This window comes from Pseudomonas sp. PDM14, from assembly GCF_014851905.1.
Classification (GTDB): Bacteria; Pseudomonadota; Gammaproteobacteria; order Pseudomonadales; family Pseudomonadaceae; genus Aquipseudomonas.
Genome location: NZ_JACVAQ010000002.1, coordinates 1,373,611 through 1,395,909 on the forward strand (window position 1 = coordinate 1,373,611; position 22,299 = coordinate 1,395,909).

General features: G+C 67.1%; 19 protein-coding genes and 1 other RNA gene. 9 read left to right on the forward strand and 11 right to left on the reverse strand.

Features of this window, described 5'->3' with window-relative positions; translation table 11 throughout:
- Window positions 1–65 precede the first annotated feature (65 nt).
- The 7 genes from IB229_RS18950 to IB229_RS18980 form a co-directional block, all read right to left on the reverse strand.
- A complete protein-coding gene (locus tag IB229_RS18950) occupies window positions 66–1,070 on the reverse strand; it encodes a chemotaxis response regulator protein-glutamate methylesterase (RefSeq protein WP_192331453.1) in 1,005 nt (334 codons plus the stop codon).
- Window positions 1,067–3,370 carry a hybrid sensor histidine kinase/response regulator gene (locus IB229_RS18955; protein ID WP_192331454.1) on the reverse strand — a complete coding sequence of 768 codons (2,304 nt, stop codon included), beginning with the start codon at window positions 3,368–3,370 and terminating at the stop codon, window positions 1,067–1,069. Before IB229_RS18955 ends, IB229_RS18950 begins: the two co-directional genes overlap by 4 nt.
- On the reverse strand, window positions 3,367–4,053 hold the full coding sequence (locus IB229_RS18960; RefSeq protein WP_192331455.1) for a chemotaxis protein CheW: 687 nt from the start codon (window positions 4,051–4,053) through the stop codon (window positions 3,367–3,369). The genes IB229_RS18955 and IB229_RS18960 overlap by 4 nt, the downstream gene beginning before the upstream one ends.
- Complete coding sequence (locus IB229_RS18965; protein ID WP_192331456.1) at window positions 4,050–5,294, reverse strand: CheR family methyltransferase; 1,245 nt, start codon at window positions 5,292–5,294, stop codon at window positions 4,050–4,052. Before IB229_RS18965 ends, IB229_RS18960 begins: the two co-directional genes overlap by 4 nt.
- Entirely contained in the window at window positions 5,291–5,797 is a 507-nt protein-coding gene (locus IB229_RS18970) for a chemotaxis protein CheW (RefSeq protein ID WP_263864170.1), read from the reverse strand. Before IB229_RS18970 ends, IB229_RS18965 begins: the two co-directional genes overlap by 4 nt.
- Window positions 5,794–7,416, reverse strand: coding sequence for a methyl-accepting chemotaxis protein (locus IB229_RS18975; RefSeq protein ID WP_192331457.1), 1,623 nt, complete (start codon window positions 7,414–7,416; stop codon window positions 5,794–5,796). Before IB229_RS18975 ends, IB229_RS18970 begins: the two co-directional genes overlap by 4 nt.
- Before the next feature lie 216 nt (window positions 7,417–7,632).
- A complete protein-coding gene (locus IB229_RS18980) occupies window positions 7,633–8,385 on the reverse strand; it encodes a tellurite resistance TerB family protein (protein WP_192331458.1) in 753 nt (250 codons plus the stop codon).
- Between the two features lie 187 nt (window positions 8,386–8,572).
- Between IB229_RS18980 and IB229_RS18985 the strand changes: the two genes are divergently transcribed.
- The 9 genes from IB229_RS18985 to IB229_RS19025 all read left to right on the forward strand — a co-directional run bounded on the left by IB229_RS18985 (window position 8,573) and on the right by IB229_RS19025 (window position 17,939).
- The gene (locus tag IB229_RS18985) at window positions 8,573–9,484 is read left to right on the forward strand and encodes a LysR family transcriptional regulator (protein ID WP_192331622.1); all 912 of its coding nucleotides are present in this window, start codon (window positions 8,573–8,575) and stop codon (window positions 9,482–9,484) included.
- A 132-nt stretch (window positions 9,485–9,616) separates the two neighbouring features.
- Entirely contained in the window at window positions 9,617–11,071 is a 1,455-nt protein-coding gene (locus tag IB229_RS18990; RefSeq protein ID WP_192331459.1) for a gamma-aminobutyraldehyde dehydrogenase, read from the forward strand.
- 76 nt (window positions 11,072–11,147) lie between these two features.
- A complete protein-coding gene (gene ydcS, locus IB229_RS18995) occupies window positions 11,148–12,323 on the forward strand; it encodes a putative ABC transporter substrate-binding protein YdcS (RefSeq protein ID WP_192331460.1) in 1,176 nt (391 codons plus the stop codon).
- 61 nt (window positions 12,324–12,384) lie between these two features.
- Window positions 12,385–12,459: non-coding RNA, sX9 sRNA (locus IB229_RS19000), on the forward strand.
- A 239-nt stretch (window positions 12,460–12,698) separates the two neighbouring features.
- A complete protein-coding gene (locus IB229_RS19005; protein ID WP_192331461.1) occupies window positions 12,699–13,724 on the forward strand; it encodes an ABC transporter ATP-binding protein in 1,026 nt (341 codons plus the stop codon).
- A gap of 1 nt (window position 13,725) precedes the next feature.
- A complete protein-coding gene (locus tag IB229_RS19010; protein ID WP_192331462.1) occupies window positions 13,726–14,670 on the forward strand; it encodes an ABC transporter permease in 945 nt (314 codons plus the stop codon).
- The gene (locus tag IB229_RS19015) at window positions 14,660–15,466 is read left to right on the forward strand and encodes an ABC transporter permease (RefSeq protein ID WP_192331463.1); all 807 of its coding nucleotides are present in this window, start codon (window positions 14,660–14,662) and stop codon (window positions 15,464–15,466) included. Before IB229_RS19010 ends, IB229_RS19015 begins: the two co-directional genes overlap by 11 nt.
- A 71-nt stretch (window positions 15,467–15,537) precedes the next feature.
- Window positions 15,538–16,962: a gamma-aminobutyraldehyde dehydrogenase gene (locus IB229_RS19020; RefSeq protein WP_192331464.1), complete on the forward strand. Its 1,425-nt coding sequence runs from the start codon at window positions 15,538–15,540 to the stop codon at window positions 16,960–16,962.
- A 173-nt stretch (window positions 16,963–17,135) separates the two neighbouring features.
- Window positions 17,136–17,939: an SDR family NAD(P)-dependent oxidoreductase gene (locus IB229_RS19025; RefSeq protein WP_192331465.1), complete on the forward strand. Its 804-nt coding sequence runs from the start codon at window positions 17,136–17,138 to the stop codon at window positions 17,937–17,939.
- Window positions 17,940–17,963: 24 nt separating this feature from the next.
- On the opposite strand, the gene recJ is transcribed toward IB229_RS19025, so the two are convergent.
- From recJ to IB229_RS19045, 4 genes are all read right to left on the reverse strand, one after another.
- The gene (recJ, locus tag IB229_RS19030) at window positions 17,964–19,694 is read right to left on the reverse strand and encodes a single-stranded-DNA-specific exonuclease RecJ (protein ID WP_192331466.1); all 1,731 of its coding nucleotides are present in this window, start codon (window positions 19,692–19,694) and stop codon (window positions 17,964–17,966) included.
- A 230-nt stretch (window positions 19,695–19,924) separates the two neighbouring features.
- Window positions 19,925–20,329 carry a DUF1330 domain-containing protein gene (locus IB229_RS19035; protein WP_192331623.1) on the reverse strand — a complete coding sequence of 135 codons (405 nt, stop codon included), beginning with the start codon at window positions 20,327–20,329 and terminating at the stop codon, window positions 19,925–19,927.
- 107 nt (window positions 20,330–20,436) lie between these two features.
- The gene (locus tag IB229_RS19040) at window positions 20,437–20,976 is read right to left on the reverse strand and encodes a YaeQ family protein (protein WP_192331467.1); all 540 of its coding nucleotides are present in this window, start codon (window positions 20,974–20,976) and stop codon (window positions 20,437–20,439) included.
- 86 nt (window positions 20,977–21,062) lie between these two features.
- Window positions 21,063–22,205 (reverse strand): GGDEF domain-containing protein, encoded by a 1,143-nt coding sequence (locus IB229_RS19045; RefSeq protein WP_192331468.1) that lies wholly within the window; start codon window positions 22,203–22,205, stop codon window positions 21,063–21,065.
- Between the last annotated feature and the right edge of the window lie 94 nt (window positions 22,206–22,299).

Sequence of the window (22,299 nt, forward strand, 5' to 3'; positions counted from 1 at the left end):
AGGCCTCCGCCAACATCGATCCAACCCTGCCCCACGCCGTAGCAGCAGGAAACACACCCTTCACATCAAGCGAACGCCGCCACCAGCCGTGGCGCGATACGCTCCAGCGGCAGGATCTCCACTGCCGCTCCCAGCTCGGCAGCCGCTTTGGGCATACCGTACACCGCGCAGCTCGCGCGGTCCTGCGCCAGCGTCAAAAAGCCGCGCTCGCGCATGTTCTTCAGCCCTTCGGCGCCATCACGGCCCATGCCCGTGAGCAGCACGCCGACGGCCTCACCCTTCCAGTGTTCGACGACGCTGTCGAAGAACACGTCGATCGACGGTCGATACACATGGCTGCGCGGCTCTTCGGTGTAGATCAGCTCGCCGTCGCGGGTCAGGCACATGTGGTTGTTGGTGCCGGCCAGCAGCACGGTGCCCGGTTGCGGCGGCTCGCCATCACGGGCCAAGCGTACGGGCAAGCACGACTCGCTGGCCAGCCATTCGGCCATGCCGGCGGCGAACACTTGGTCGACATGCTGCACCAGCACCACCGCGGCGCTGAAATCCGCCGGCAACTGCTTGAGCAGCGCCGCCAGGGTGGCCGGACCGCCGGCCGAGGCGCCGATGGCGACCAGGCGCTGCGGCCGGGCACTGGCGTCCTGGCTCTTGCGCACGGCAGCGCTGCGCCCCCCCTGCTGGCCGATCAGCCAGCCGATGTTGTGAATCTTGCGCAGCACGCCGGTAGCGTCCTGGGTCCTGCCGCTGCCCAGCGCCGGGGTATCGACCGCGTCCAGCGCACCGTGGCCCATGGCCTCGAATACGCGCTGCACGTGGCGATCCATATCCACGGTGACGATGAGAATGGCGCAGGGACTCTGCGCCATGATCCGCCGCGTGGCTTCGACGCCGTCCATCTCCGGCATCAGCAGGTCCATCAGGACCACGTCCGGGGTGTCGCGGCGGCAGTACTCCACGGCCTCCACGCCGTTGCTCGCGACCCAGACGATCTGGTGCGCCGGCTCCAGCGACAGCACGCGCCGCAGCGCTTCCACCGCCAGAGGCATGTCATTGGCAATGCCGATTCTCATCCCTGTGCCTCTCCGATCAGCACCATTACCGCATCCAGCAACGCTTCATCATGGAAACTGGCCTTGGCCAGATAGTAGTCCGCGCCGGCATCCAGGCCACGGCGGCGGTCCTCTTCGCGATCCTTGTACGACACCACCATCACCGGCAGTGACTGCAGACGGCTGTCGCGGCGCACCAGGCTGACCAGTTCGATGCCGTCCATGCGCGGCATGTCGATGTCGGTGATCAGCAGGTCGAAATGCTCCGAACGCAGCGCGTTCCAGCCATCCATGCCATCCACCGCCACCGCCACTTCGTAACCGCGGCTGAGCAGCAGCTTGCGCTCCAGTTCGCGCACGGTGAGCGAGTCGTCGACCACCAGCACGCGCTTGCGCTGGCCGCCGGCGGCCTGCCGGGCACTGCGGTCGACGCGCTCCAGACGCCCGCTGCCGAGCAGCTTGCCGACCGACTTGAGCATGTCCTCGACATCCAGGATCAGCACCGGCGTGCCGTCGTCGAGCAGCGCCCCGGCGGACACGTCCTGCACCTTGCCCAGGCGCGCATCCAGCGGCATCACCACCAGTGTGCGCTCGCCGAGGAAGCGCTCGACGACGATGCCGTGCAGCGCCTCGCGGTCGGCGATCAGCACCACGGCAATGCCGGCCTGTTCCTGCTTGCCCTCGGGACGCTGGAGAATCTGGCTGGCGGAAAACAGGCCGACCTGGCGGCCGTCGTGCCAGAAGTGCTGGCGACCTTCGAGCTGGACGATGTCCTCGGGCTGCAACCGGGTCATCCGCTCGATGTGCGCCAAGGGGAAGGCGTAGGCCTCGCCGCCGACCTCGACCACCAGGCTGCGCACCACCGACAGGGTCAGCGGCACCTCGACATGGAAACTCGCGCCCTCGCCCCGGCGCTGCTGCATGCGCACGCCGCCGCGCAGCTGGCGCATCATGTGCTGCACCGCATCCAGGCCAACGCCGCGCCCGGACACTTCGGTGACCTTGTCGCGCATGCTGAAACCGGGCAGGAAGAGGAAGGCCAGCAGCTCGTCCTCGGTCAGCTGGGCGCCGGTCTCGGCGGTGGCGAAGCCACGGGTGATCACCGCCGCACGCAGGCGTTCGAGGTCGACCCCCATGCCGTCGTCGGCGATTTCCAGTACCAGCATGCCGGCGTGATGACGCGCACGCAGGCGGATCAGGCCCTCCTCCGGCTTGCCCGCACGGGCACGCTGCTCGGGGCTTTCGATGCCGTGGTCGACGGCGTTGCGCAGCAGGTGGGTCAGCGGTGCCTCGAGCTTTTCCAGCACGTCACGGTCGACTTGGGTGTTCTCGCCCTCGACGTCCAGGCGTACCTGCTTGCCCAGCGCGCGGCCGAGGTCGCGGACCATGCGCAACTGGCCGGTGAGCACATCGGCGAACGGGCGCATGCGCGAGGCCAGGGCCGCGTCGTAGAGCAGCTGGGCACGCTGGCCGCCCTGCCAGCCGAACTCGTCGAGTTCGGCCATGTGCTGGGCGAGCATCTGCTGGCACTCGCCGAGCAGGGTGCGCGCCTCGACAAAGACGTTCTGCGCGTCGCCAGTGACTTCCAGAGTGGTCTCACGGGCCAGGTCGAGGGCGCGACTGGCGTTGCTCTGCAGGCGCTTGAGGCGCTGCAGCGAATCGGTCAGCGGCTTGATGCGCTGGAACTCGACCAGCGACTTGCTGGAGATATCCAGCAAGTGATCGAGACGCTCGGCGCTGACCCGTAGCACCCGCGTGCGGTCGTCGGCACGGGCATCAGCCTGGCCGAGCGGTTCGGCACTGGCCTCGACCTCACTGGCGGGCGCCTCGACCGGCGCTGGCACAGCGATGATCGGCTCGGTCACGGGCTCTACCGGCGTGGCCTGAGCAGGCGTTTCCAGCGGCGCACGGTTCGGTCCGTACAGCCCTTGCAGGCGCGCCACCAGCGCATCCACCGCGGCACGCCCGGCATTGTTGGCCCAGTCGGCGTCACCATCCGGCGGCGCGCCCAGACGCAGCAACAGGTCGGCGCCCTGCAGCAGCGCGTCGACGTGTTCGGGGCGCAGTTTCAGCCGCCCTTCCTGGGCCTCGACCAGGCAATCCTCCATGACATGCGCCACGCGCACGCCGGCGTCGATGCCGACGATGCGCGCCGCGCCTTTCAGCGAATGCGCCGCACGCATGCAGGCTTCCAGCTGGTCGGCGTCGGTCGGCTTGCGCTCCAGCACCATCAGCCCATGGCTGAGCACCTGCGTCTGCGCCTCGGCTTCCAGGCGAAACAGTTCCAGCAGCGAGGCGTCGCGCATCTCGTCCGGGGTCATTCAAGGCTCCTGGCCATGGTCTGCTGCAGCAACGCCTCGTCGAGCAGGGTGATGCTGCGCTCACGCCAGTGCACCACGCCGGCCGAGAACCGACGGGCCACCTGCACGCTACCGCGCGCGCTGTCCTGCACCGCGCGCAGGGGAATCGCATGGATGCCGTCGACCTCGTCCACCGGCACCACCACCGGGCCGCCCTGCCCGGCGATGATCAGCATGCGCGGCACCACGCGGCGCTCGGTGATGGTCGGCGCATTGGCTTCCAGCCCCAACAGTTCAATCAGTGACAGGCAGGCGACCAGCGCACCGCGTACGTTGGTCACGCCGAGCAGGCCGAGCGAACGCTGGTGTGGCAGGGAATGGATCACGCTGCGCGGCGCCACTTCCACCAGCGCGCGGGTCGGCAGGCCGAGCCATTCTTCGCCGAGACGGAAGACCAGCGTCGAACGCCGTTCGCCGACCGCCTCTTGCGCCTCGTCATCGACGGGCGCGTCGTCCTGGCGATGCAGGGCGTAGCGATCGAGCAGGCGCGTGGCAGCTTCGGCGTGCACCTCGCAGTTGCGGCAGTGCACATGCTCGACCAGACGCGCGCAAGACTGGTCGCCGCGCACGCCGATGCGGTTCCAGCAATCGTCGATGGCCGGCAGCTGCTCGGCATCGATCAGCGGCAGGCGGCTATCGATCATGCTTGTTCACCCCGGCTGGCCCGTTCCTGCAGGCGCTTCGCCCCGGCCAGGTCGCCACGCGCAGCGAGCAGCGCGGCCAGGTGTGCCAGCGCCTCGGCATGCTGCGGCTCGAGGTACAGGGCCTTGCGGTAGAAATCCTGAGCATCGTTCGCCTGCCCGGCGACATCGCTGAGCAGGCCGAGCCAGTAGAAGATCGCGGCAGACGGCCCGTGCTGCGCCAGGTAACGCTCGCAGGCGGCCTTGGCATCGGCGCTGCGGCCGCTGTTGGCCAACTGGGCGATCTCCAGCAACTCGGCGCCGCCATCGGCCTTCGCCACTGCGGCAGGGGCCAGCGCACGGACCGGGCGGGCAATGGCCGTGCGCGCCGGGGCGCGCAGCTCGCCACGTGCCGCAGGCGTGGCAGCGGCTGGCGGCGTGCTGCGCACAGCAGCCACTCGCGGTGGCGCAACCTCGCTGGCGCGGCGGAACACGAAGGCCAGGGGAATACCCAGCGCCTGCATGCCGTTCTGGCTAAGCAGGCTGGCTTCCGCCGGGCCGATGAACATGTGGCCGTCTTCGCGCAGCAGGCGCTTGAGCACTTGCAGCACCTGGGCCTGGGTCGGCCGGTCGAAGTAGATCAGCAGGTTGCGGCAGAACAGGATGTCGTAGGGCGCCTCGCCGGACAGCAGCAGCGGGTCGAGCAGGTTGCCGTGGATGAAACGGACCTTGCGCTTGACCTGATCGGCCAGGGCATAGCCCTCCTCGCTCGGCAGGAAATACCGCTCACGAAAACTCAGCGCCTCGCCGCGGAACGAGTTGCGTCCATAAAGGCCGGTACGGGCGCGCTCGATGATCTTCTCGCTGACATCCACCGCATCGACCTGAAACAGCTGCGGCGCGAGGCCGCCATCGAGCAGGGCCATGACGATCGAATAGGGCTCCTCGCCGCTGGAGCACGGCAGGCTGAGGATGCGCAGCGGGCGCCCGCCCTCCAGCAGCGGCAGGTGCTCGAAGGCCAGCTTGTTCAGGGCGGCGAAGGACTCCGGGTAGCGGAAGAACCAGGTTTCCGGCACCACCACGGCCTCGACCAGGGCCTGCTGCTCGCTGGAGGAGCCGCTCACGCGCAGCCAGTAGCCGTCTTCGTCGGCACACGCCAGCGCGGCCATGCGCTGGCGCACCGCGCGCTCGATGACTACGCGGCCGACGGACTCGGCATCCAGGCCGATGCGGCCCTTGAGCAACTGCTCGAAGCGCTCGATCATGCGCCCGCCCCCTGCTCGGCCACGGCCAGCGGAAACAGCAGCGCACGTACCACCGGCGGCAGCAACTCGGCCACGCCGACACGCTGCACCAGGCCCGAGGCGTGCTGGTAGACCGGACCCAGGTAGGCCGCCGTGCCGCTGTCGACGCCGCTGTCGCAGAATGCCTCCGGCGCACAGCGCAGGGTGTCGGTGGCCTGTTCGAGGATCAGCCCAAGCGCCTGTGCCTGGTAACGCACCAGCACCAACCGCGTGCTGGTGCGCGCGCGGGCCGGACGGCCGAATGCCAGGGCGTGCAAGTCGACCACCGGCACGGGCTGGCCGTGACGGCTGAACAGGCCGGCGACCCAGGCCGGCGCTTCGGGGATCTGCTTCAGGCGGCGCAAGGGCAGCACCTCCAGCACGTCCTGCACATCCAGCGCATAGCGGTCATCGCCCATGCTGAACAGCAGGAACAGCTGGCCGCTGGCGCGACGGGCCTGCTGGCGACTGGCGTTCACGTTCAGACCTTGAAGCGGCTGACGCCGGTACGCAGGCCGTTTGCCACCAGGTTCAGCTCGTCGATGGCGGAACTGGCCTGGCGCAGTGATTCGACCGTCTGCCCCGAGGCCTCGCTGAGCTGTACCAGCGCCTGGTTGATCTGCTCGGCGCCGGTGGACTGCGCCTGCATGCCTTCGTTGACCATCTGCACGCGCGGCGCCAGGGCCTGCACCTGCTGGATGATCTGCGAGAGTTGGTCGCCGACCTGGCCGACCTCGCCGATGCCGCGGCGCACTTCCTCGGAAAACTTGTCCATGCCCATCACCCCGGCGGACACCGCGGACTGGATCTCGCGCACCATCTGCTCGATGTCGTAGGTGGCCACGGCGGTCTGGTCGGCCAGGCGGCGCACCTCGGTGGCGACCACGGCAAAACCGCGGCCGTACTCGCCGGCCTTTTCCGCTTCGATGGCGGCGTTGAGCGACAGCAGGTTGGTCTGGTCGGCCACTTTGACGATGGTGGTGACCACGTGATTGATGTTGCCGGCCTTCTCGTTGAGGATCGCCAGCTTGGCGTTGACCAGCTCGGCGGCGCCCATCACGTGGTGCATGGTTTCTTCCATGCGCGCCAGGCCGAGCTGGCCGGAGCCAGCCAGGGTCGAGGTCTGTTCGGCAGCGCCGGAGACTTCGGTCATGGTGCGGACCAGGTCGCGCGACGTCGCCGCGATTTCCCGCGATGTCGCGCCGATTTCGGTGGTGGTGGCGGCCGTTTCGGTGGCAGTGGCCTGTTGCTGCTTGGAGGTGGCGGCGATCTCGGTCACCGAGGTGGTCACCTGCACCGAGGAGCGCTGGGCCTGGGCCACCAGGGTCTTGATCTCGTCGGCCATGCCGTTGAAACCGGTCTCGATGGCGCCGAACTCGTCCTTGCGCCCCAGGTTCAGCCGCGCGGTGAGGTCGCCACCGGCGAGGATGCCCAGGGTCTCGACCACGCGCTGCACCGGCTGGGTGATCGCGCGCATCAGGAAGAAGCCGCAAACCACGGCGGCGGCGACCGCCAGCAGCAGCGAGACGAGGATGCTCAGCTTGGCACCGGTCACCGCCGCGCCGATGTTGTCGGTGGAGCTTTCCGATACACCCTTGTTGAACTCGACCATGTCGTTGAGGATCTTGCGGCCGTCGTTCCAGTTGTCGGTGAAACTCCCGGTAAGCATGGCGATGGCTTCGGGCAGGCGCCGCTGTTCGTAGAGGGCGATGATCCGCCCCTGCTCTTCGAGCAGCTCGGTGCGCGAGGTGCGGAATTGGTCGAGCAGGGCCTGATCGGCCGAAGCGCGCACGGTGCTCTGGTATTCCTGCAGGAGTTTTTCCAGGCGCTCGTCGACCTGCTTGAGGAGCTGCCGGTCCGCATCGCCGAGGGCCTTGCCCTCGTGCAGGCCGGTCAGCTGGACCGTCTGATAGAAGCTGTCGGTCCAGGCGCCACGCAGCGAGTTGATCGCCAGCAGGCCTGGCAGGGCGTCCTGCTTCAGTTCATTGACCGAGTCCTGCACCTTGATCAGGCGCTCGAACGAGGTCACGGCCATCAGCAGCATGATGGCGATGATGATCGCGAAACTCGCCTGGATACGCAGGCGGACAGTCCAGTTCTTCACAGTGATCCCCATTGCCAGAAGCCGGTTGGTGGCCGGCGGATACAGGCCGGCGCTCGTGTGCCGGGACTCTAGAGACTCGCCCCGGCAGCTGCAAGCGATGCGCGGTTCGCGACCGCACACAGATCAAGAGTGTGGCAGATAAAAGGAGGAGTTTTTCCCGCCGACGCCGTCGGCGCATGCCCGGAGCGCGTTGCGCGCCCCGGGATCACGGTGCGCTTACTGCAGTTGCAGTTCCTGACGCACCTGCGCTTCAAGCTCCAGCTTGAGCGCCGGTTCGAGCTTGAGCTGGCGGGCGAGCTCTTCGAGGTAGGCACGTTCCATGAAGTGCTCCTCGTCGACCATCAGCACGCTGGCGATGTACATCTCCGCGGCCATTTCCGGAGTGCTGGCGGCGCGCGCCACTTCGGCCGGGTCGAGCGGCTTGTTCAGCTCGGCCTCCAGCCACTGGCTGAGTTGCGGGTCGTTGGCCAGCTTGCCCAGTTGCTCTTCGAGCAACTGCTTCTCGCGGGCATCGACATGGCCGTCGGCCTTGGCCGCGGCCACCAGCGCCCGCAGGATGGCCTGGCTGTGCAGCTCGGCCTGCGGCGCGGGCAGGCGGTCGACCGTCTGCGGCAAGGCCGGTTGTGCGGCGCCAGCGGGTTGCTGCGAAGCCTGCCAATTGCCGTAGGCCTTGTAGGCAATCACGCCGAGCGCGGCCAGGCCGCCGTAGGTGATGACCTTGCTGCCGACCTTGCGCGCGCTCTTGTTGCCCAACAGCATGCCCAGCGCACCCGCCGCCAGGGCCCCGCCGCCTGCGCCCTTGAGCAGGGTACCCAGATCGCCTCCGCCGCCACCGCTGCCGCCCTTGGCACCACCGAGCAGGCCGCCCAGCGCACCACCCAGGCCACCACCGGTGGCGCCGCCACCTTTCTGTTGCAGCAGGTCCTGGCCGGATTTGAGCAGTTGATCGAGCAAGCCGCGGGTGTTCATAGAGGTGTCCTCTGTGCTGAATGGGGTCTTGATGCGACTCATTCTAGCGGTGCACGTTACCCGCACGCGGCGGACAGAGTGCTTCCGGATATTGCCGGCGGTGCGCCGGAAGATGACCTCTACAAAAAAGAATGGAGTAGGTTATTTTCGATAAACCCCAATGCTGAACGCTGTCGGTGCCCTTTCGATGATGACCCTGCGCCAGATCCGCCATTTCATTGCCGTCGCCGAGACCGGCTCGATTTCCGCCGCCGCCCAGGCCGTGTTCATTTCCCAGTCGACCCTGACCCTGGCCATCCAGCAACTGGAGGAGGAAATCGGCGTAAGCCTGTTCAACCGCCACGCCAAGGGCATGTCGCTGACCCACCAGGGCCACCAGTTCCTGCGTCAGGCGCACCTGATCCTGGCGACGGTGGAGAATGCCAAGCGCAGCCTGCAGCAGAGTACCGACCAGGTGGCCGGCAGCCTGACCATCGGCGTGACCAGCCTGGTCGCCGGCTACTACCTGGCCGACCTGATCACCCGTTTCCAGCGCGCCTACCCCAACGTGCAGGTGCGCGTGGTCGAGGACGAGCGCCCTTACATCGAGCACCTGCTGGTCAGCGGCGAGATCGACGTTGGCGTGCTCATCCTGTCCAACCTGGAGGACCGCCACGCCCTGCAGACCGAGGTACTGACCCACTCGCCGCACCGCCTGTGGCTGCCGGCACGGCACCCGCTGCTGGAACGCGACAGCATCAGCCTGGCCGACATTGCCAGCGAGCCGCTGATCCAGCTCAACGCCGACGAGATGGGCTTGCACACCCAGCGCATCTGGACCCGCGCCGGCATGAGCCCGCACGTGACCCTGCGCACCGCCTCGGTGGAAGCGGTGCGCAGTCTGGTCGCCGCCGGCCTGGGCCTGTCGATCCAGCCGGACATGACCTACCGGCCCTGGTCGCTGGAAGGCGACATCATCGAGGCGCGGCCGCTGGTCGACCTCAGCGAGCCGATGGACGTCGGCCTGGCCTGGCGCCGCGGCACCGCTCGGCCGGCCCTGGTCGATCCATTCCTGACCCTGGCGCGCGAACAGCCGCACAACCGCAAGGTATCGATTTAATCGAACGGTGCTTTCATTTTTAAGAATTTGTCGACCGCAGGCCCGGACTCTAGTCTCAGTTCCTTATGGACGCGGGGCCTGCGGATCACCGGAGGCTCCATGGATCAAGACGCGAAAAGAAGAAATCAGAAAATGAGCGTACCCACCCTGCACAGCGCCTTGCTGATCGACGGCCACCTGGTCGACGGGGACGGTATCGCCGAGTCGATCATCAACCCGGCCAGCGGCGAAGTACTCACGCAGATCGCCGAGGCCTCGCTGGAACAGGTCGAGGCAGCGGTGATCGCCGCCCACCGCGCCTTCTCCAGCTGGTCGCGGACCACCCCGGCACAACGTGCAGCGGTGCTGCTGGCCATCGCCGACGCCATCGAGCAGCACGCCGACCCGCTGTCACGCCTGGAAGCGCTGAACTGCGGCAAGCCGTTGCATCTGGCCCGCGAGGACGACCTCAGCGCGACTGCCGACGTGTTCCGCTTCTTCGCCGGCGCGGTGCGCTGCCAGCAGGGCCAGCTCGCCGGCGAATACATCCCTGGCCACACCAGCATGGTGCGCCGTGACCCGGTCGGCGTGGTCGCTTCCATCGCACCGTGGAACTACCCGCTGATGATGGCGGCCTGGAAGATCGCCCCGGCCCTGGCCGCCGGCAACACACTGATCTTCAAACCCTCGGAACACACCCCGCTGTCGATCCTGGCCCTCGCCCCACTGCTGGCGGACATCCTGCCGCCCGGGGTGATCAACATCCTCTGCGGTGGCGGCGAAGGCGTCGGCAGCCAGTTGGTCGGCCACCCGAAGGTGCGCATGGTGTCGCTGACCGGCGATATCGTCACCGGGCAGAAGATCCTGCAGAGCGCCGCGCGCACGCTCAAACGCACCCACCTGGAACTGGGCGGCAAGGCGCCGGTGATCGTCTGCAACGACGCCGACCTCGCCGCGGTGGTCCAGGGCGTGCGCACCTACGGCTACTACAACGCCGGCCAGGACTGCACCGCCGCCTGCCGCATCTACGCCCAGGCCGGCATTCACGACCGCCTGGTCGCCGAGCTGGGCGAGGCCGTGGCAAGCATTCGCTTCGCCCGCAAGAAGGATGCGGACAACGAGATCGGCCCGCTGATCAGCGCCCGCCAGCGCGACCGCGTGGCCAGCTTCGTCGAGCGTGCCCTCGGCCAGCCGCATATCGAACGGGTCACCGGTGCCGCCGCGCATTCCGGCGCCGGCTTCTATTACCAGCCAACGCTGCTCGCCGGCTGCAAGCAGAGCGACGAGATCGTCCAGCGCGAAGTGTTCGGCCCGGTGGTGACCGTGACCCGCTTCGACGAGCTGAGCCAGGCGGTCGACTGGGCCAACGACTCCGAGTACGGCCTGGCCAGCTCGGTGTGGACGCAGAACCTGGACAAGGCCATGCAGGTCGCTGCGCGCCTGCAGTACGGCTGCACCTGGATCAACACCCATTTCATGCTGGCCAGCGAGATGCCGCACGGCGGCCTCAAACGCTCCGGCTACGGCAAGGACCTGTCCAGCGACTCGTTGCAGGACTACAGCGTGGTGCGCCACATCATGGCGCGCCACGGACAACAACTAGACTGACCCACAGCCGGCTCGGCGCCATCGGCCGAACGACATTCACTGCCCCTGATAACGAAGCCAACAAGAGGGAAATCCAATGTCCGCGCAGAAAACCGCAGCGCCGAGCGCAGCCAAACTGGCTGTGCTCAGCGCACTGACCACCGCCCTGCTGGCCAGCACCGCCATCCAGGCCGCCGAACCACTGCAATCCCTGGGCAAGGCCGAAGGCCAGCTCGACATCATCGCCTGGCCCGGCTACATCGAGCGCGGCGAAACCGACAAGGGCTACGACTGGGTCACGAAGTTCGAAGAGGACAGCGGCTGCAAGGTCAACGTCAAGACCGCCGCCACCTCCGACGAGATGGTCAGCCTGATGGCCAAGGGCGGCTACGACCTGGTCACCGCCTCGGGTGACGCCTCGTTGCGCCTGATCGCCGGCAAGCGCGTGCAGCCGGTCAACATCGCCCTCATCGGCAACTGGAAGAACGTCGACGAGCGCCTCAAGGACGCGCCCTGGCACACCGTCGCCGGGCAGCACTACGGTACGCCCTACCAGTGGGGCCCGAACGTGCTGATGTACAACACCAACGTGTTCAAGGAGGCGCCGACCAGCTGGAAGGTGCTGTTCGAGGAACAGACCCTGGCCGACGGCAAGAGCAACAAGGGCCGCGTGCAGGCCTACGACGGCCCGATCTACATCGCCGACGCCGCGCTGTACCTGAAGAGCACCCAGCCGGCGCTGGGCATCGACGACCCCTACCTGCTCAACGAGGAACAGTACGCCGCCGCGCTCGATCTGCTGCGCAAGCAGCATCCGCAGATCCACCGCTACTGGCACGACGTGACCGTGCAGATGAACGACTTCAAGAACGAAGGCGTGGTCGCCTCCAGCGCCTGGCCGTACCAGGTCAACGCCCTGCAACTGGAGAAGCAGCCGATCGCCTCCACCGTGCCGGTCGAAGGTGCCACCGGCTGGGCCGACACCACCATGCTGCACGCCGAGGCCAAGCACCCGGTGTGTGCCTACAAGTGGATGGACTGGTCGCTGACCAACAAGGTGCAAGGTGACGTGGCCGCCTGGTTCGGCTCGCTGCCGGCGGTGCCGGCCGCCTGCCAGGGTAACGAACTGCTCGGCGCCGAGGGCTGCAAGACCAACGGCTTCGACAATTTCGCCAAGATCGCCTTCTGGAAAACCCCGCAGGCCGAAGGTGGCAAGTACGTGCCCTACAGCCGCTGGACCCAGGACTACATCGCCATCATGGGCGGCCGCTGAAAGCCGCTCTGGCGGCTGCTACGCAGGCCTGATCCATGCCCGGGCAGTGCTCGGAATCCTCACGTACTTGAGTACGCTGCGGTTCCTGCGCGCTGGCCGGACACGGCTGAGGCCCGCTCGCGACGCTGCCAGAACGACTTTCGAAACTCGACGTACTCGTAGGGTGGACGACGCCTTTCCGTCCACCAACCGGCACCACTGAACCACTCGACAATCACCACGGCGGCGCACGCGTCATCCCCCACCCCCTCCCAGAGAGGGGCGTGCCGTGTCGTCCGTTTCACCGTTGTACATCCACCGCCGACCTGCCTGTCCCGTGTCGGCAAACCCTGGCGGCAACCGGCGGTGGATGGCTTTTCTCCTGGAGCGCTTTACATGACCCTTGCAGTGCAATTCACCGATGTGTCCCGCGTGTTCGGCGACGTCAAAGCCGTCGACCGGGTTTCCATCGACATCCAGGACGGCGAATTCTTCTCCATGCTCGGCCCCTCCGGGTCGGGCAAAACCACCTGCCTGCGCCTGATCGCCGGTTTCGAGCAGCCCAGTGCCGGCTCCATCCGCATTCACGGCGCCGAGGCCGTGGGCCTGGCGCCCTACCAGCGCGACGTCAACACGGTGTTCCAGGACTATGCGCTGTTCCCGCACATGAACGTGCTCGACAACGTCGCCTACGGCCTCAAGGTCAAGGGCGTGGCCAAGGCCGAGCGCCTGGCCCGCGCCGAGGAATCCCTGGCCCTGGTCGCCCTCGGCGGCTACGGCGCGCGCAAACCGGCGCAGCTCTCCGGCGGCCAGCGTCAGCGCGTGGCGCTGGCCCGTGCGCTGGTCAACCGGCCACGGGTGTTGCTGCTCGACGAGCCCCTCGGCGCCCTCGACCTCAAGCTGCGCGAGCAGATGCAAAGCGAGTTGAAGAAGCTGCAGCGTCAGCTGGGTATCACCTTCATTTTCGTCACCCATGACCAGACCGAAGCGCTGTCCATGTCCGACCGCGTGGCAGTGTTCAACAAGGGCCGCATCGAGCAGGTCGACACCCCGCGCAACCTGTACATGCAGCCGGCGACTCCCTTCGTCGCCGAGTTCGTCGGTACCTCCAACGTGCTGCGCGGTGAACTGGCGCTGCAGCTGACCGGCAGCGAGCGACCCTTTTCGATACGCCCGGAACACATCCGCTTCGCCGGACAAACGCCGGCCAGTGGCGAGGTGCAACTCACCGGCGTGCTGCACGACATCCAGTACCAGGGCGCAGCAACCCGCTACGAGCTGCGTCTGCAGAGCGGGCAGAACCTCTGCCTGAGCCAGGCCAACAACCAGTGGAACGCCAGCGATGCCAGCGTGCAGACTGGCCAGCCGGTGACCGTATGCTGGGCCCGCGACGCCATGGTCGCCCTGCGCGAGGACGCCTGAGATGAGCGCGACCCTCGCCCACCCGGCAGCCGCCGACAGCCCGCTGCGGCGCCTGTCCGGCTTGCTCTACCGCAAGCCCAACCTGTACCTGTCGCTGCTGCTGATCCCGCCGCTGCTGTGGTTCGGCGCGATCTACCTCGGCTCGCTGCTGACCCTGCTGTGGCAGGGCTTCTACACCTTCGACGACTTCAGCATGACGGTCACCCCGGACCTGACCCTGAGCAACTTCAGCGCACTGTTCCAGCCGGCCAACTTCGACATCATCCTGCGCACCGTGGGCATGGCCGTGGCGGTGTCGCTGGCCAGCGGGGTGGTGGCCTTCCCCATCGCCTACTACATGGCACGCTACACCAGCGGCAAGACCAAGGCGTTCTTCTACATCGCGGTGATGATGCCGATGTGGGCCAGCTACATCGTCAAGGCCTACGCCTGGACCCTGCTGCTGGCCAAAGGCGGCGTGGCCCAGTGGTTCGTCGACGTGCTCGGCCTGGCGCCACTGCTGCAGGCCGTGCTCGACACGCCCGGCGTCGGTGGCAGTACCCTGTCGACCTCACACCTGGGGCGCTTCCTGGTGTTCGTCTACATCTGGCTGCCGTTCATGATCCTGCCGATCCAGGCCTCCCTGGAACGCCTGCCGCCGAGCCTGTTGCAGGCCTCCGCCGACCTCGGCGCCAAGCCGCGGCAGACCTTCTTCCAGGTGATCCTGCCGCTGTCGATTCCAGGCATCGCCGCCGGCTCGATCTTCACCTTCAGCCTGACCCTGGGTGACTTCATCGTGCCGCAGCTGATCGGCCCGCCGGGCTACTTCATCGGCAGCATGGTCTACGCCCAGCAGGGCGCCATCGGCAACATGCCGATGGCCGCCGCCTTCACCCTGGTGCCGATCGTGCTGATCGCCGTCTACCTGTCCATCGTCAAGCGTCTGGGGGCCTTCGATGCACTCTGAAAAAGCTTCCTGGGGCCTGAAACTGACCGCCTGGGGCGGGTTGCTGTTCCTGCACTTCCCGATCCTGATCATCTTCCTCTACGCCTTCAACACCGAGAGCGCGGGCTTCAGCTTTCCGCCCAAGGGCTTCACCCTGCACTGGTTCAGCGTCGCCCTGGCGCGCCCGGACGTGCTCGAGGCGGTGAAGCTGTCGGCACAGGTAGCCGCCCTGGCCACGCTGATCGCCATGATCCTCGGCACTCTGGCAGCGGCCGCGCTGTACCGGCGGGATTTCTTCGGCAAGGAAAGCATCTCCATGCTGCTGATCCTGCCCATCGCCCTGCCCGGCATCATCACCGGCATCGCCCTGCTGTCGGCGTTCAAGAACCTCGGCATCGAGCCGGGTTTCCTGACCATCGTCATCGGCCACGCCACGTTCTGCGTGGTGATCGTCTACAACAACGTCATCGCGCGCTTGCGCCGCACCTCGCACAGCCTGATCGAGGCGAGCATGGACCTGGGAGCCGACGGCTGGCAGACGTTCCGCTACATCATCCTGCCCAACCTCGGCTCGGCGCTGCTGGCCGGCGGCATGCTGGCGTTCGCCCTGTCGTTCGACGAGATCATCGTCACCACCTTCACCGCCGGCCACGAGAAAACCCTGCCGATCTGGCTGCTCAACCAGCTGGCGCGCCCACGTGACGTGCCGGTGACCAACGTGGTGGCGATGCTGGTGATGCTGGTGACCATGCTGCCGATCCTCGGCGCCTATTACCTGACCCGCGGCGGCGAAAGCGTCGCCGGCAGCGGCAAGTAGTGCTTTTCCTCCCCTCGCCCTCTGGGAGAGGGACTAACTCATGAAGCAATAGCGACAACGAGGTTCAAGCGATGCAAACCAAACTGCTGATCAATGGCCAGCTGATCGCTGGCGAAGGCCCCGCACAAGCCGTGCTCAATCCCTCGCTGGGTAGCACGCTGGTGGAAATCGCCGAGGCCAGCGAAGCCCAGGTCGACGCCGCCGTGCGTGCCGCCGACGCCGCCTTCGGCGAGTGGTCGCAGACCGCGCCGAAGGACCGCGCCACCCTGCTGCTGCAGGTCGCCGACGCCATCGACGCCCATGCCGAAGAGCTCGCCCGCCTGGAGTCGGACAACTGCGGCAAGCCTTACAGCGCCGCGCTGAACGACGAACTGCCGGCGGTCGCCGACGTGTTCCGCTTCTTCGCCGGGGCCAGCCGCTGCCTGTCCGGTTCGGCCGCAGGCGAATACCTGCCCGGCCACACCTCGATGATCCGCCGCGACCCGATTGGCGTGGTCGCCTCCATCGCGCCGTGGAACTACCCGCTGATGATGGCCGCGTGGAAACTCGCCCCGGCCCTGGCCGCCGGCAACTGCGTGGTGCTCAAGCCGTCGGAGCAGACGCCGCTGACCGCGCTGAAGCTGGCCGAGCTGTTCACCGGTATCTTCCCCGCCGGCGTGGTCAACATCGTCTTCGGCCGCGGCAGCAGCGTCGGCCAGACCCTGACCACGCATCCCAAGGTGCGCATGGTCTCGCTGACCGGCTCGATCGCCACTGGCGCGAACATCATCAGCAGCACCGCCGACAGCGTGAAACGCATGCACATGGAACTGGGCGGCAAGGCGCCGGTGATCATCTTCGACGACGCCGACATCGACGCCGCCGTGGAGGGCATCCGCACCTTCGGCTTCTACAACGCCGGCCAGGACTGCACCGCCGCCTGCCGCATCTATGCGCAAAAGGGCATCTACGAGCAGTTCGTGAAGAAGCTCGGCGAGGCGGTGAGCAGCATCAAGTACGGCCTGCAGGACGAGGAAGGCACCGAGCTCGGCCCGCTGATCAGCGCCGCCCACCGCGACCGGGTCAGCGCCTTCGTCGAGCGAGCGCGGGGCATCCCGCACATCGAGGTGGTCACCGGCGGCAAGGCCGTCGACGGCCCCGGCTTCTTCTACCAGCCGACCGTGCTGGCCGGCGCCCAGCAGGACGACGAAATCGTACGCCGCGAGGTGTTCGGCCCGGTGGTCTCGGTCACCCAGTTCAACGATGAAGCCCAGGTGCTGGAGTGGGCCAACGACTCCGACTACGGCCTGGCCTCCTCGCTGTGGACCAACGACGTTGGCCGTGCCCACCGCCTCTGCGCGCGGCTGCAGTACGGCTGCACCTGGGTCAACACGCACTTCATGCTGGTCAGCGAAATGCCCCACGGCGGCGTGAAGCTGTCGGGCTACGGCAAGGACATGTCCATGTATGGCCTGGAGGACTACACGGCGATCCGCCATGTGATGTTCAAGCACTGAGCCCACGCCGGCCCCGTGCGGGGCCGGCCCTCCCTGCGCCGTCCGGCGATAGAAAAAACCTTGCGACACCGCGCAGAAAAACAATCGTGGCCCGGCTTGCCGAGAAAAATTACAGGTGTAATCTAAAAATGAATTACAACCTGAATATAACCCAGCTACCCGGAGAAACACCCATGACCTCGTCCAGCACCCTCGGCACAGCCCTCATCACCGGCGCCTCTTCCGGCATCGGCGCCACCTATGCCGAACGCCTCGCCCGCCGCGGTTACGACCTGCTGCTGGTGGCCCGCGACCAGCAGCGCCTGGAACAACTGGCCGCGCAACTGCGCGACGCCCACGGCGTGCAGGTGGACATCCTCAAGGCCGACCTGACCCAGCGCGCCGACCTGCGCGCCGTGGAACAGCGCCTGGCCAGCGACGCGTCGATCAGCCTGCTGGTGAACAACGCCGGCGTGGCGCAGAACGGCGCGCTGAGCGACGCCGACCCGGATGCGGTCGATGCGCTGATCCAGCTCAACGTGGTCGCCCTCACCCACCTGTCATCGGTGGCCGCTGCGGCGTTCGGCAAGGCCGGGCGCGGCGCGATCATCAACCTGGCCTCGGTGGTGGCGCTGATTCCGGAAATGTTCAACGCCGTCTACAGCGCCTCGAAAGCCTACGTGCTGAGCCTGACGCAGACCCTCAACCACGAAGTAGCCGGCAAAGGCGTACGCGTGCAAGCCGTGCTGCCAGGCATCACCCGCACGGAAATCTGGGAGCGCTCGGGCATCGATGCCGCCCACCTGGACCCGCGCATGATCATGGAAGCGGGCGAGATGGTCGACGCCGCGCTGGCCGGTTTCGACCAGGGCGAACTGGTGACCATCCCCTCGCTGCCCGAGGCTGCCGACTGGGCCGCCGTGGTCGAGGCGCGCACCAAACTCGGCCCGAACATGTCACGCAACGAAGCCGCCGCGCGCTACAAGGTCGCGGGCTGATCCCGACGCAACGGCCCCGTGCTCTCAGCGCGGGGCGATGTGCGCGACCATCAGCTGCACGCTCTCGCGGCCCTGGTACTCGTTGACGTCGAGTTTGTAGGCCAGCTCGACCCAACGCAGCGTCGGGTTCGGCCACAGGTCGCGGTCGATGTTGAACGCGATGCCATCCAGGGTCTGCCCGCCGCACTCGGTCTTCAGCACCAGCTTCAGGTGCTTTTCGCCGACCAGGCGCTGGCTGACGATCTGGAACACGCCGTGGAACAGCGGCTCGGGAAAGTGCTGACCCCAGGGCCCGGCATGGCGCAGCGCCTTGGCCAGTTCCAGGTGGAACTCCTCGACACCCAACTGGCCGTCCGACAGCAGGCGCTCGGTGAGGTCCTCTTCGCTCAGCTGACGGCGCACTTCGGCATCGAAGGCCGCGGCAAACGCGCCGTAGTTTTCCTGCGGCAGTGACAGGCCGGCGGCCATGGCATGCCCGCCGAACTTGCTGATCAGCCCCGGATGCTTGGCCGCCACAGCGTCCAGCGCATCACGAATGTGCAGCCCCGGTACCGAGCGCGCCGAGCCCTTGAGCAGCCCCTCGCCGGCATCGGCAAAGGCGATGGCCGGGCGGTGGTAACGCTCCTTCAGACGCGAGGCGAGGATGCCGATCACGCCCTGGTGCCAGTCCGGTTCGAACAGGCACAGGCCGAACGGCATATCCTCGACACGCAGGTCCTTGAGCTGGGCCAGCGCCTCGCGCTGCATGCCCTGCTCGATGCTCTTGCGGTCCTTGTTCAGCTCGTCGAGCTGCTGGGCCATGTCGCGCGCCAGCGCCTCGTCGTCGCACAGCAGGCACTCGATGCCCAGGCTCATGTCGTCCAGGCGCCCCGCCGCATTCAGGCGCGGGCCGAGAATGAAACCGAGGTCGGTGGAGGTGATGCGCCCATGCTGACGCCCGGCAACCTCGAGGATCGCCCGCAGACCGGCGCGTGCCCGCCCGGCACGGATGCGTGCCAGGCCCTGGTGGACGAGGATGCGGTTGTTGGCGTCCAGCGGCACCACGTCGGCGACGCTGCCCAGCGCCACCAGATCGAGTAGCTCACCGAGGTTCGGACCGGTCTGGCTTGGCCCGTTTGCTGTCGGCTCGGCGAAGCGGCCCAGCTCACGCAGTCGGGCGCGCAGGGCCAACAGCACGTAGAACATCACCCCGACGCCGGCCAGCGCCTTGCTCGGGAAGCCGCAGCCGGGTTGGTTGGGGTTGACGATGGCGTCCGCCGCCGGCAGCTCCGGCCCCGGCAGGTGGTGATCGGTAACCAGCACTTTGAGCCCCGCCGCCTTGGCCGCCGCCACGCCGTCGACGCTGGAGATACCGTTGTCCACGGTCAGCAGCAGGTCGGGCGTGCGCGTCAGCGCCACGGCGACGATCTCCGGGGTCAGGCCGTAGCCGTACTCGAAACGATTGGGCACCAGGTAGTCGACATGCGCCGCACCGAGCATGCGCAGGCCGAGCACGCCGACGGTGCTGGCGGTGGCGCCGTCGGCATCGAAGTCGCCGACGATGAGAATGCGCTGGCGCTGATCCACGGCCTGCACCAGCAGCTCGACGGCGGCGTCGATGCCGCTCAGTTGCTGATAAGGGATCAACCGCGCCAGGCTCTTGTCCAGCTCGGCCTCGGACAGCACGCCGCGAGCGGCATACAGGCGCGTCAGCAGAGGCGGCAGGTTGCCCAAGTCAGGCAGCGTGGCGGGCAGTGGGCGGGGATCGATGCGCATGAAAAAACCATGTAGAGCGGGTGAACCCGCGTGAATGATGGCTCCTACGCATGGCGTGGAACCCTTACAGGGACGCTCCGTGCCCCGGCATACCTGGGCTGTACGCGGAGCGTCCGGGCGGCGTTCCCACGCGGAGCCTGGGAACGATCAACTCTCAACCAACTTCAATAATGCCTGCCGCGCTTTGCCTGGGAAGCCTTCGTGGGACGCTTCGCGCCCGGCGAATGCCGCTAGGGCGCGACACACCCGATCAACCGCGAGTCAGCCAGCGCCGCGGTGCGGTGCACGGTGGCCGCCTGGTACTCAGCATCGGCGAGCATGCGCAAAAACGCATCCCTGCTCGGGTAACGCACCAGCAGCACCTCATCCCAGTGTTCGCCGGGCGGAGCGATCAGCGCCACGCGCGCCTGGGCCAGGACCTCCACCCTGCCGCCCACGCTCTGCACCTTGGCCAGAGCCGTGCGACTGTAACGGGCGTACGCCTTGCGGCCACTGCAGGCCTCGTGCTCACTGCCTTGCGGGTAACGCGCCTGCTCCTGATAGCGCAACAGGTTGAGCATGAGGATCGGTTCATCGGCCGGCATGCTCCGGGCAAATTCGTCCAGCTGTTCGCGGCTTGGATTGAGGGTCGACATGCGGTTCTCCATCTGGTGAAAACCAGCAGCCTGCGCAGGCTGGCACAGCGGGTCAATCTTCATCAGCGCCGGTGATGACCACATCGGGCAACACCGGCGGTAACCGATCAGCGCTCGCCAGCCAGCCACTCCAGGGGAATTTCATGCTGGCCGCGCTCGTCGGTGACGAACAGTTCGCCGTCGCTGATCATCACGCTCCAGCTGATCGAGCGCGGCAGGTCGCGGGCGAGGTTTTCCAGGGCTTCCTGCTGCACGCCAACGACGTTGATGTTCTTCAGGTTGCGCACACTGTCGAGCACCTTGGTCTGCCACACGCGCAGGCTGCCATAGGCCACCAGGCTGAACTTCTCGGTGCGTCGCGAGCACCAGGTGATGCGCTCGGCATCCGGCTGGCCGACTTCGATCCAGTGCAGCACACGGTCGTCCAGGCTCTTCTCCCACAGCGCCGGCTCGTCGATATCCGACAGGCCACGGCCGAAGGCCAGTTGCGCGTGGTACCAGAGGGCGTAGGCGATCAGGCGCACGGCCAGGCGTTCCTCGGTTTCCGACGGGTGCTTGGCGACGGTGAAACGCAGGTTCTCGTAGATGCTGCGGTCGATGTCGGTGAGGTTGAGGTCGACTTTGTAAGGCGTGGCTTGCAGGGCCATGGGCGGGCTTCTTGGCTGTCCGGAAAGGCGGCAAGTCTACTCCGAAACCACCCTTACAGGGTGCTCGCCACGCCGCGCCCGCCGCATCAGGCAGCCAGTTCGACGCGGTTGCGACCCTTGGCCTTGGCCACGTAGAGCGCCTTGTCCGCCCGCGACATCAGGCCGAACAGGTCGGCATCGGTCGGACGGGTGGTCGCCACGCCGATACTGACGCTAAGGCTGTCCGGCTGCTGGAACGGCAGCTCGGCGAAGGCCTGACGAATGCGCTCGGCCACCCGTACCGCGGTGGTCGGGTCGGCATTCTCCAGCACGCAGGCGAACTCCTCGCCGCCGAGACGGCCGAACACGTCCTGCTTGCGCATGCTGGCGGCGATGATGCGGCTGAAATCGACCAGCACCTCGTCGCCGGTGGCGTGGCCGAAGGAGTCGTTGAGGCGTTTGAAATAGTCCAGGTCGCAGACCAGCAGCGACACCGGCTCGCCGTGGGCGCGGCAGCGGTTGAGCAGTTGCTCGCCGGAAGCGATGAACGCACGGCGGTTGCCGATGCCGGTCAACGGGTCGCTGAAGGCCGCCGACTTGTACTGCAGCTCGGCGCGTTCCTTGACCATGGCCAGGGTGACGAAGGCGATGCCGGTGGCGTAAAGCAGCGTCTCGAAGATCAGCAGGGCGAAGAAGCTGCTGCTCTCGCCGTCGAGCACGCTCTGGAACGGCTCGCCCCGGTCGAACAGCACGCGCCCCGCGTAGAACGCGGTGTGCACCAGCATCAACACCAGCGCTGGACGAATCGACACCGCCAGCAACTGACGGTTGCGCCACAGCTCGAACGCAGCGAGTGCGGTGTACGCCGCGGTGAGCAGCGAGCTGAGCAGAATCCGCGCCGGCAGCGACTCGTAGAAGGCCGGAAGCAGGCAGGCCAGCAGCCAGATCGCGCTGCCGGCAGCGATGCCTGGCAGGTGCGGGCGGCGGCCGGCGAACACGCGCATGGCGGTCCAGTTCATCGCCCCGCAGAGCAGCAGCACGACGTTGCCGATGATGATCGGCACGAAGTCGATGCCCATGCCACGCAGGCTGCCGAGCACCGCGGAGAAGGTGCCGAGCAGCAGCATCGCCGCCATGTAGCCAAGCGTCGATTCCCGCCGCCCATGCCGCCAGGCATGCAGCATGAGAATACCCAGCAGGGTGAGGATGTAGATGTCGACCAGCACCAGGGTCGGAATATTCAGGCTCATGAAGGAGAGAGCGGTGCTGGAGAAGGTCGGTTCACTGTCGGCGGCTTCGAAGCGGGATGAAAATGTGAAGTGGCCGACACTTTAAGGCGCCAGA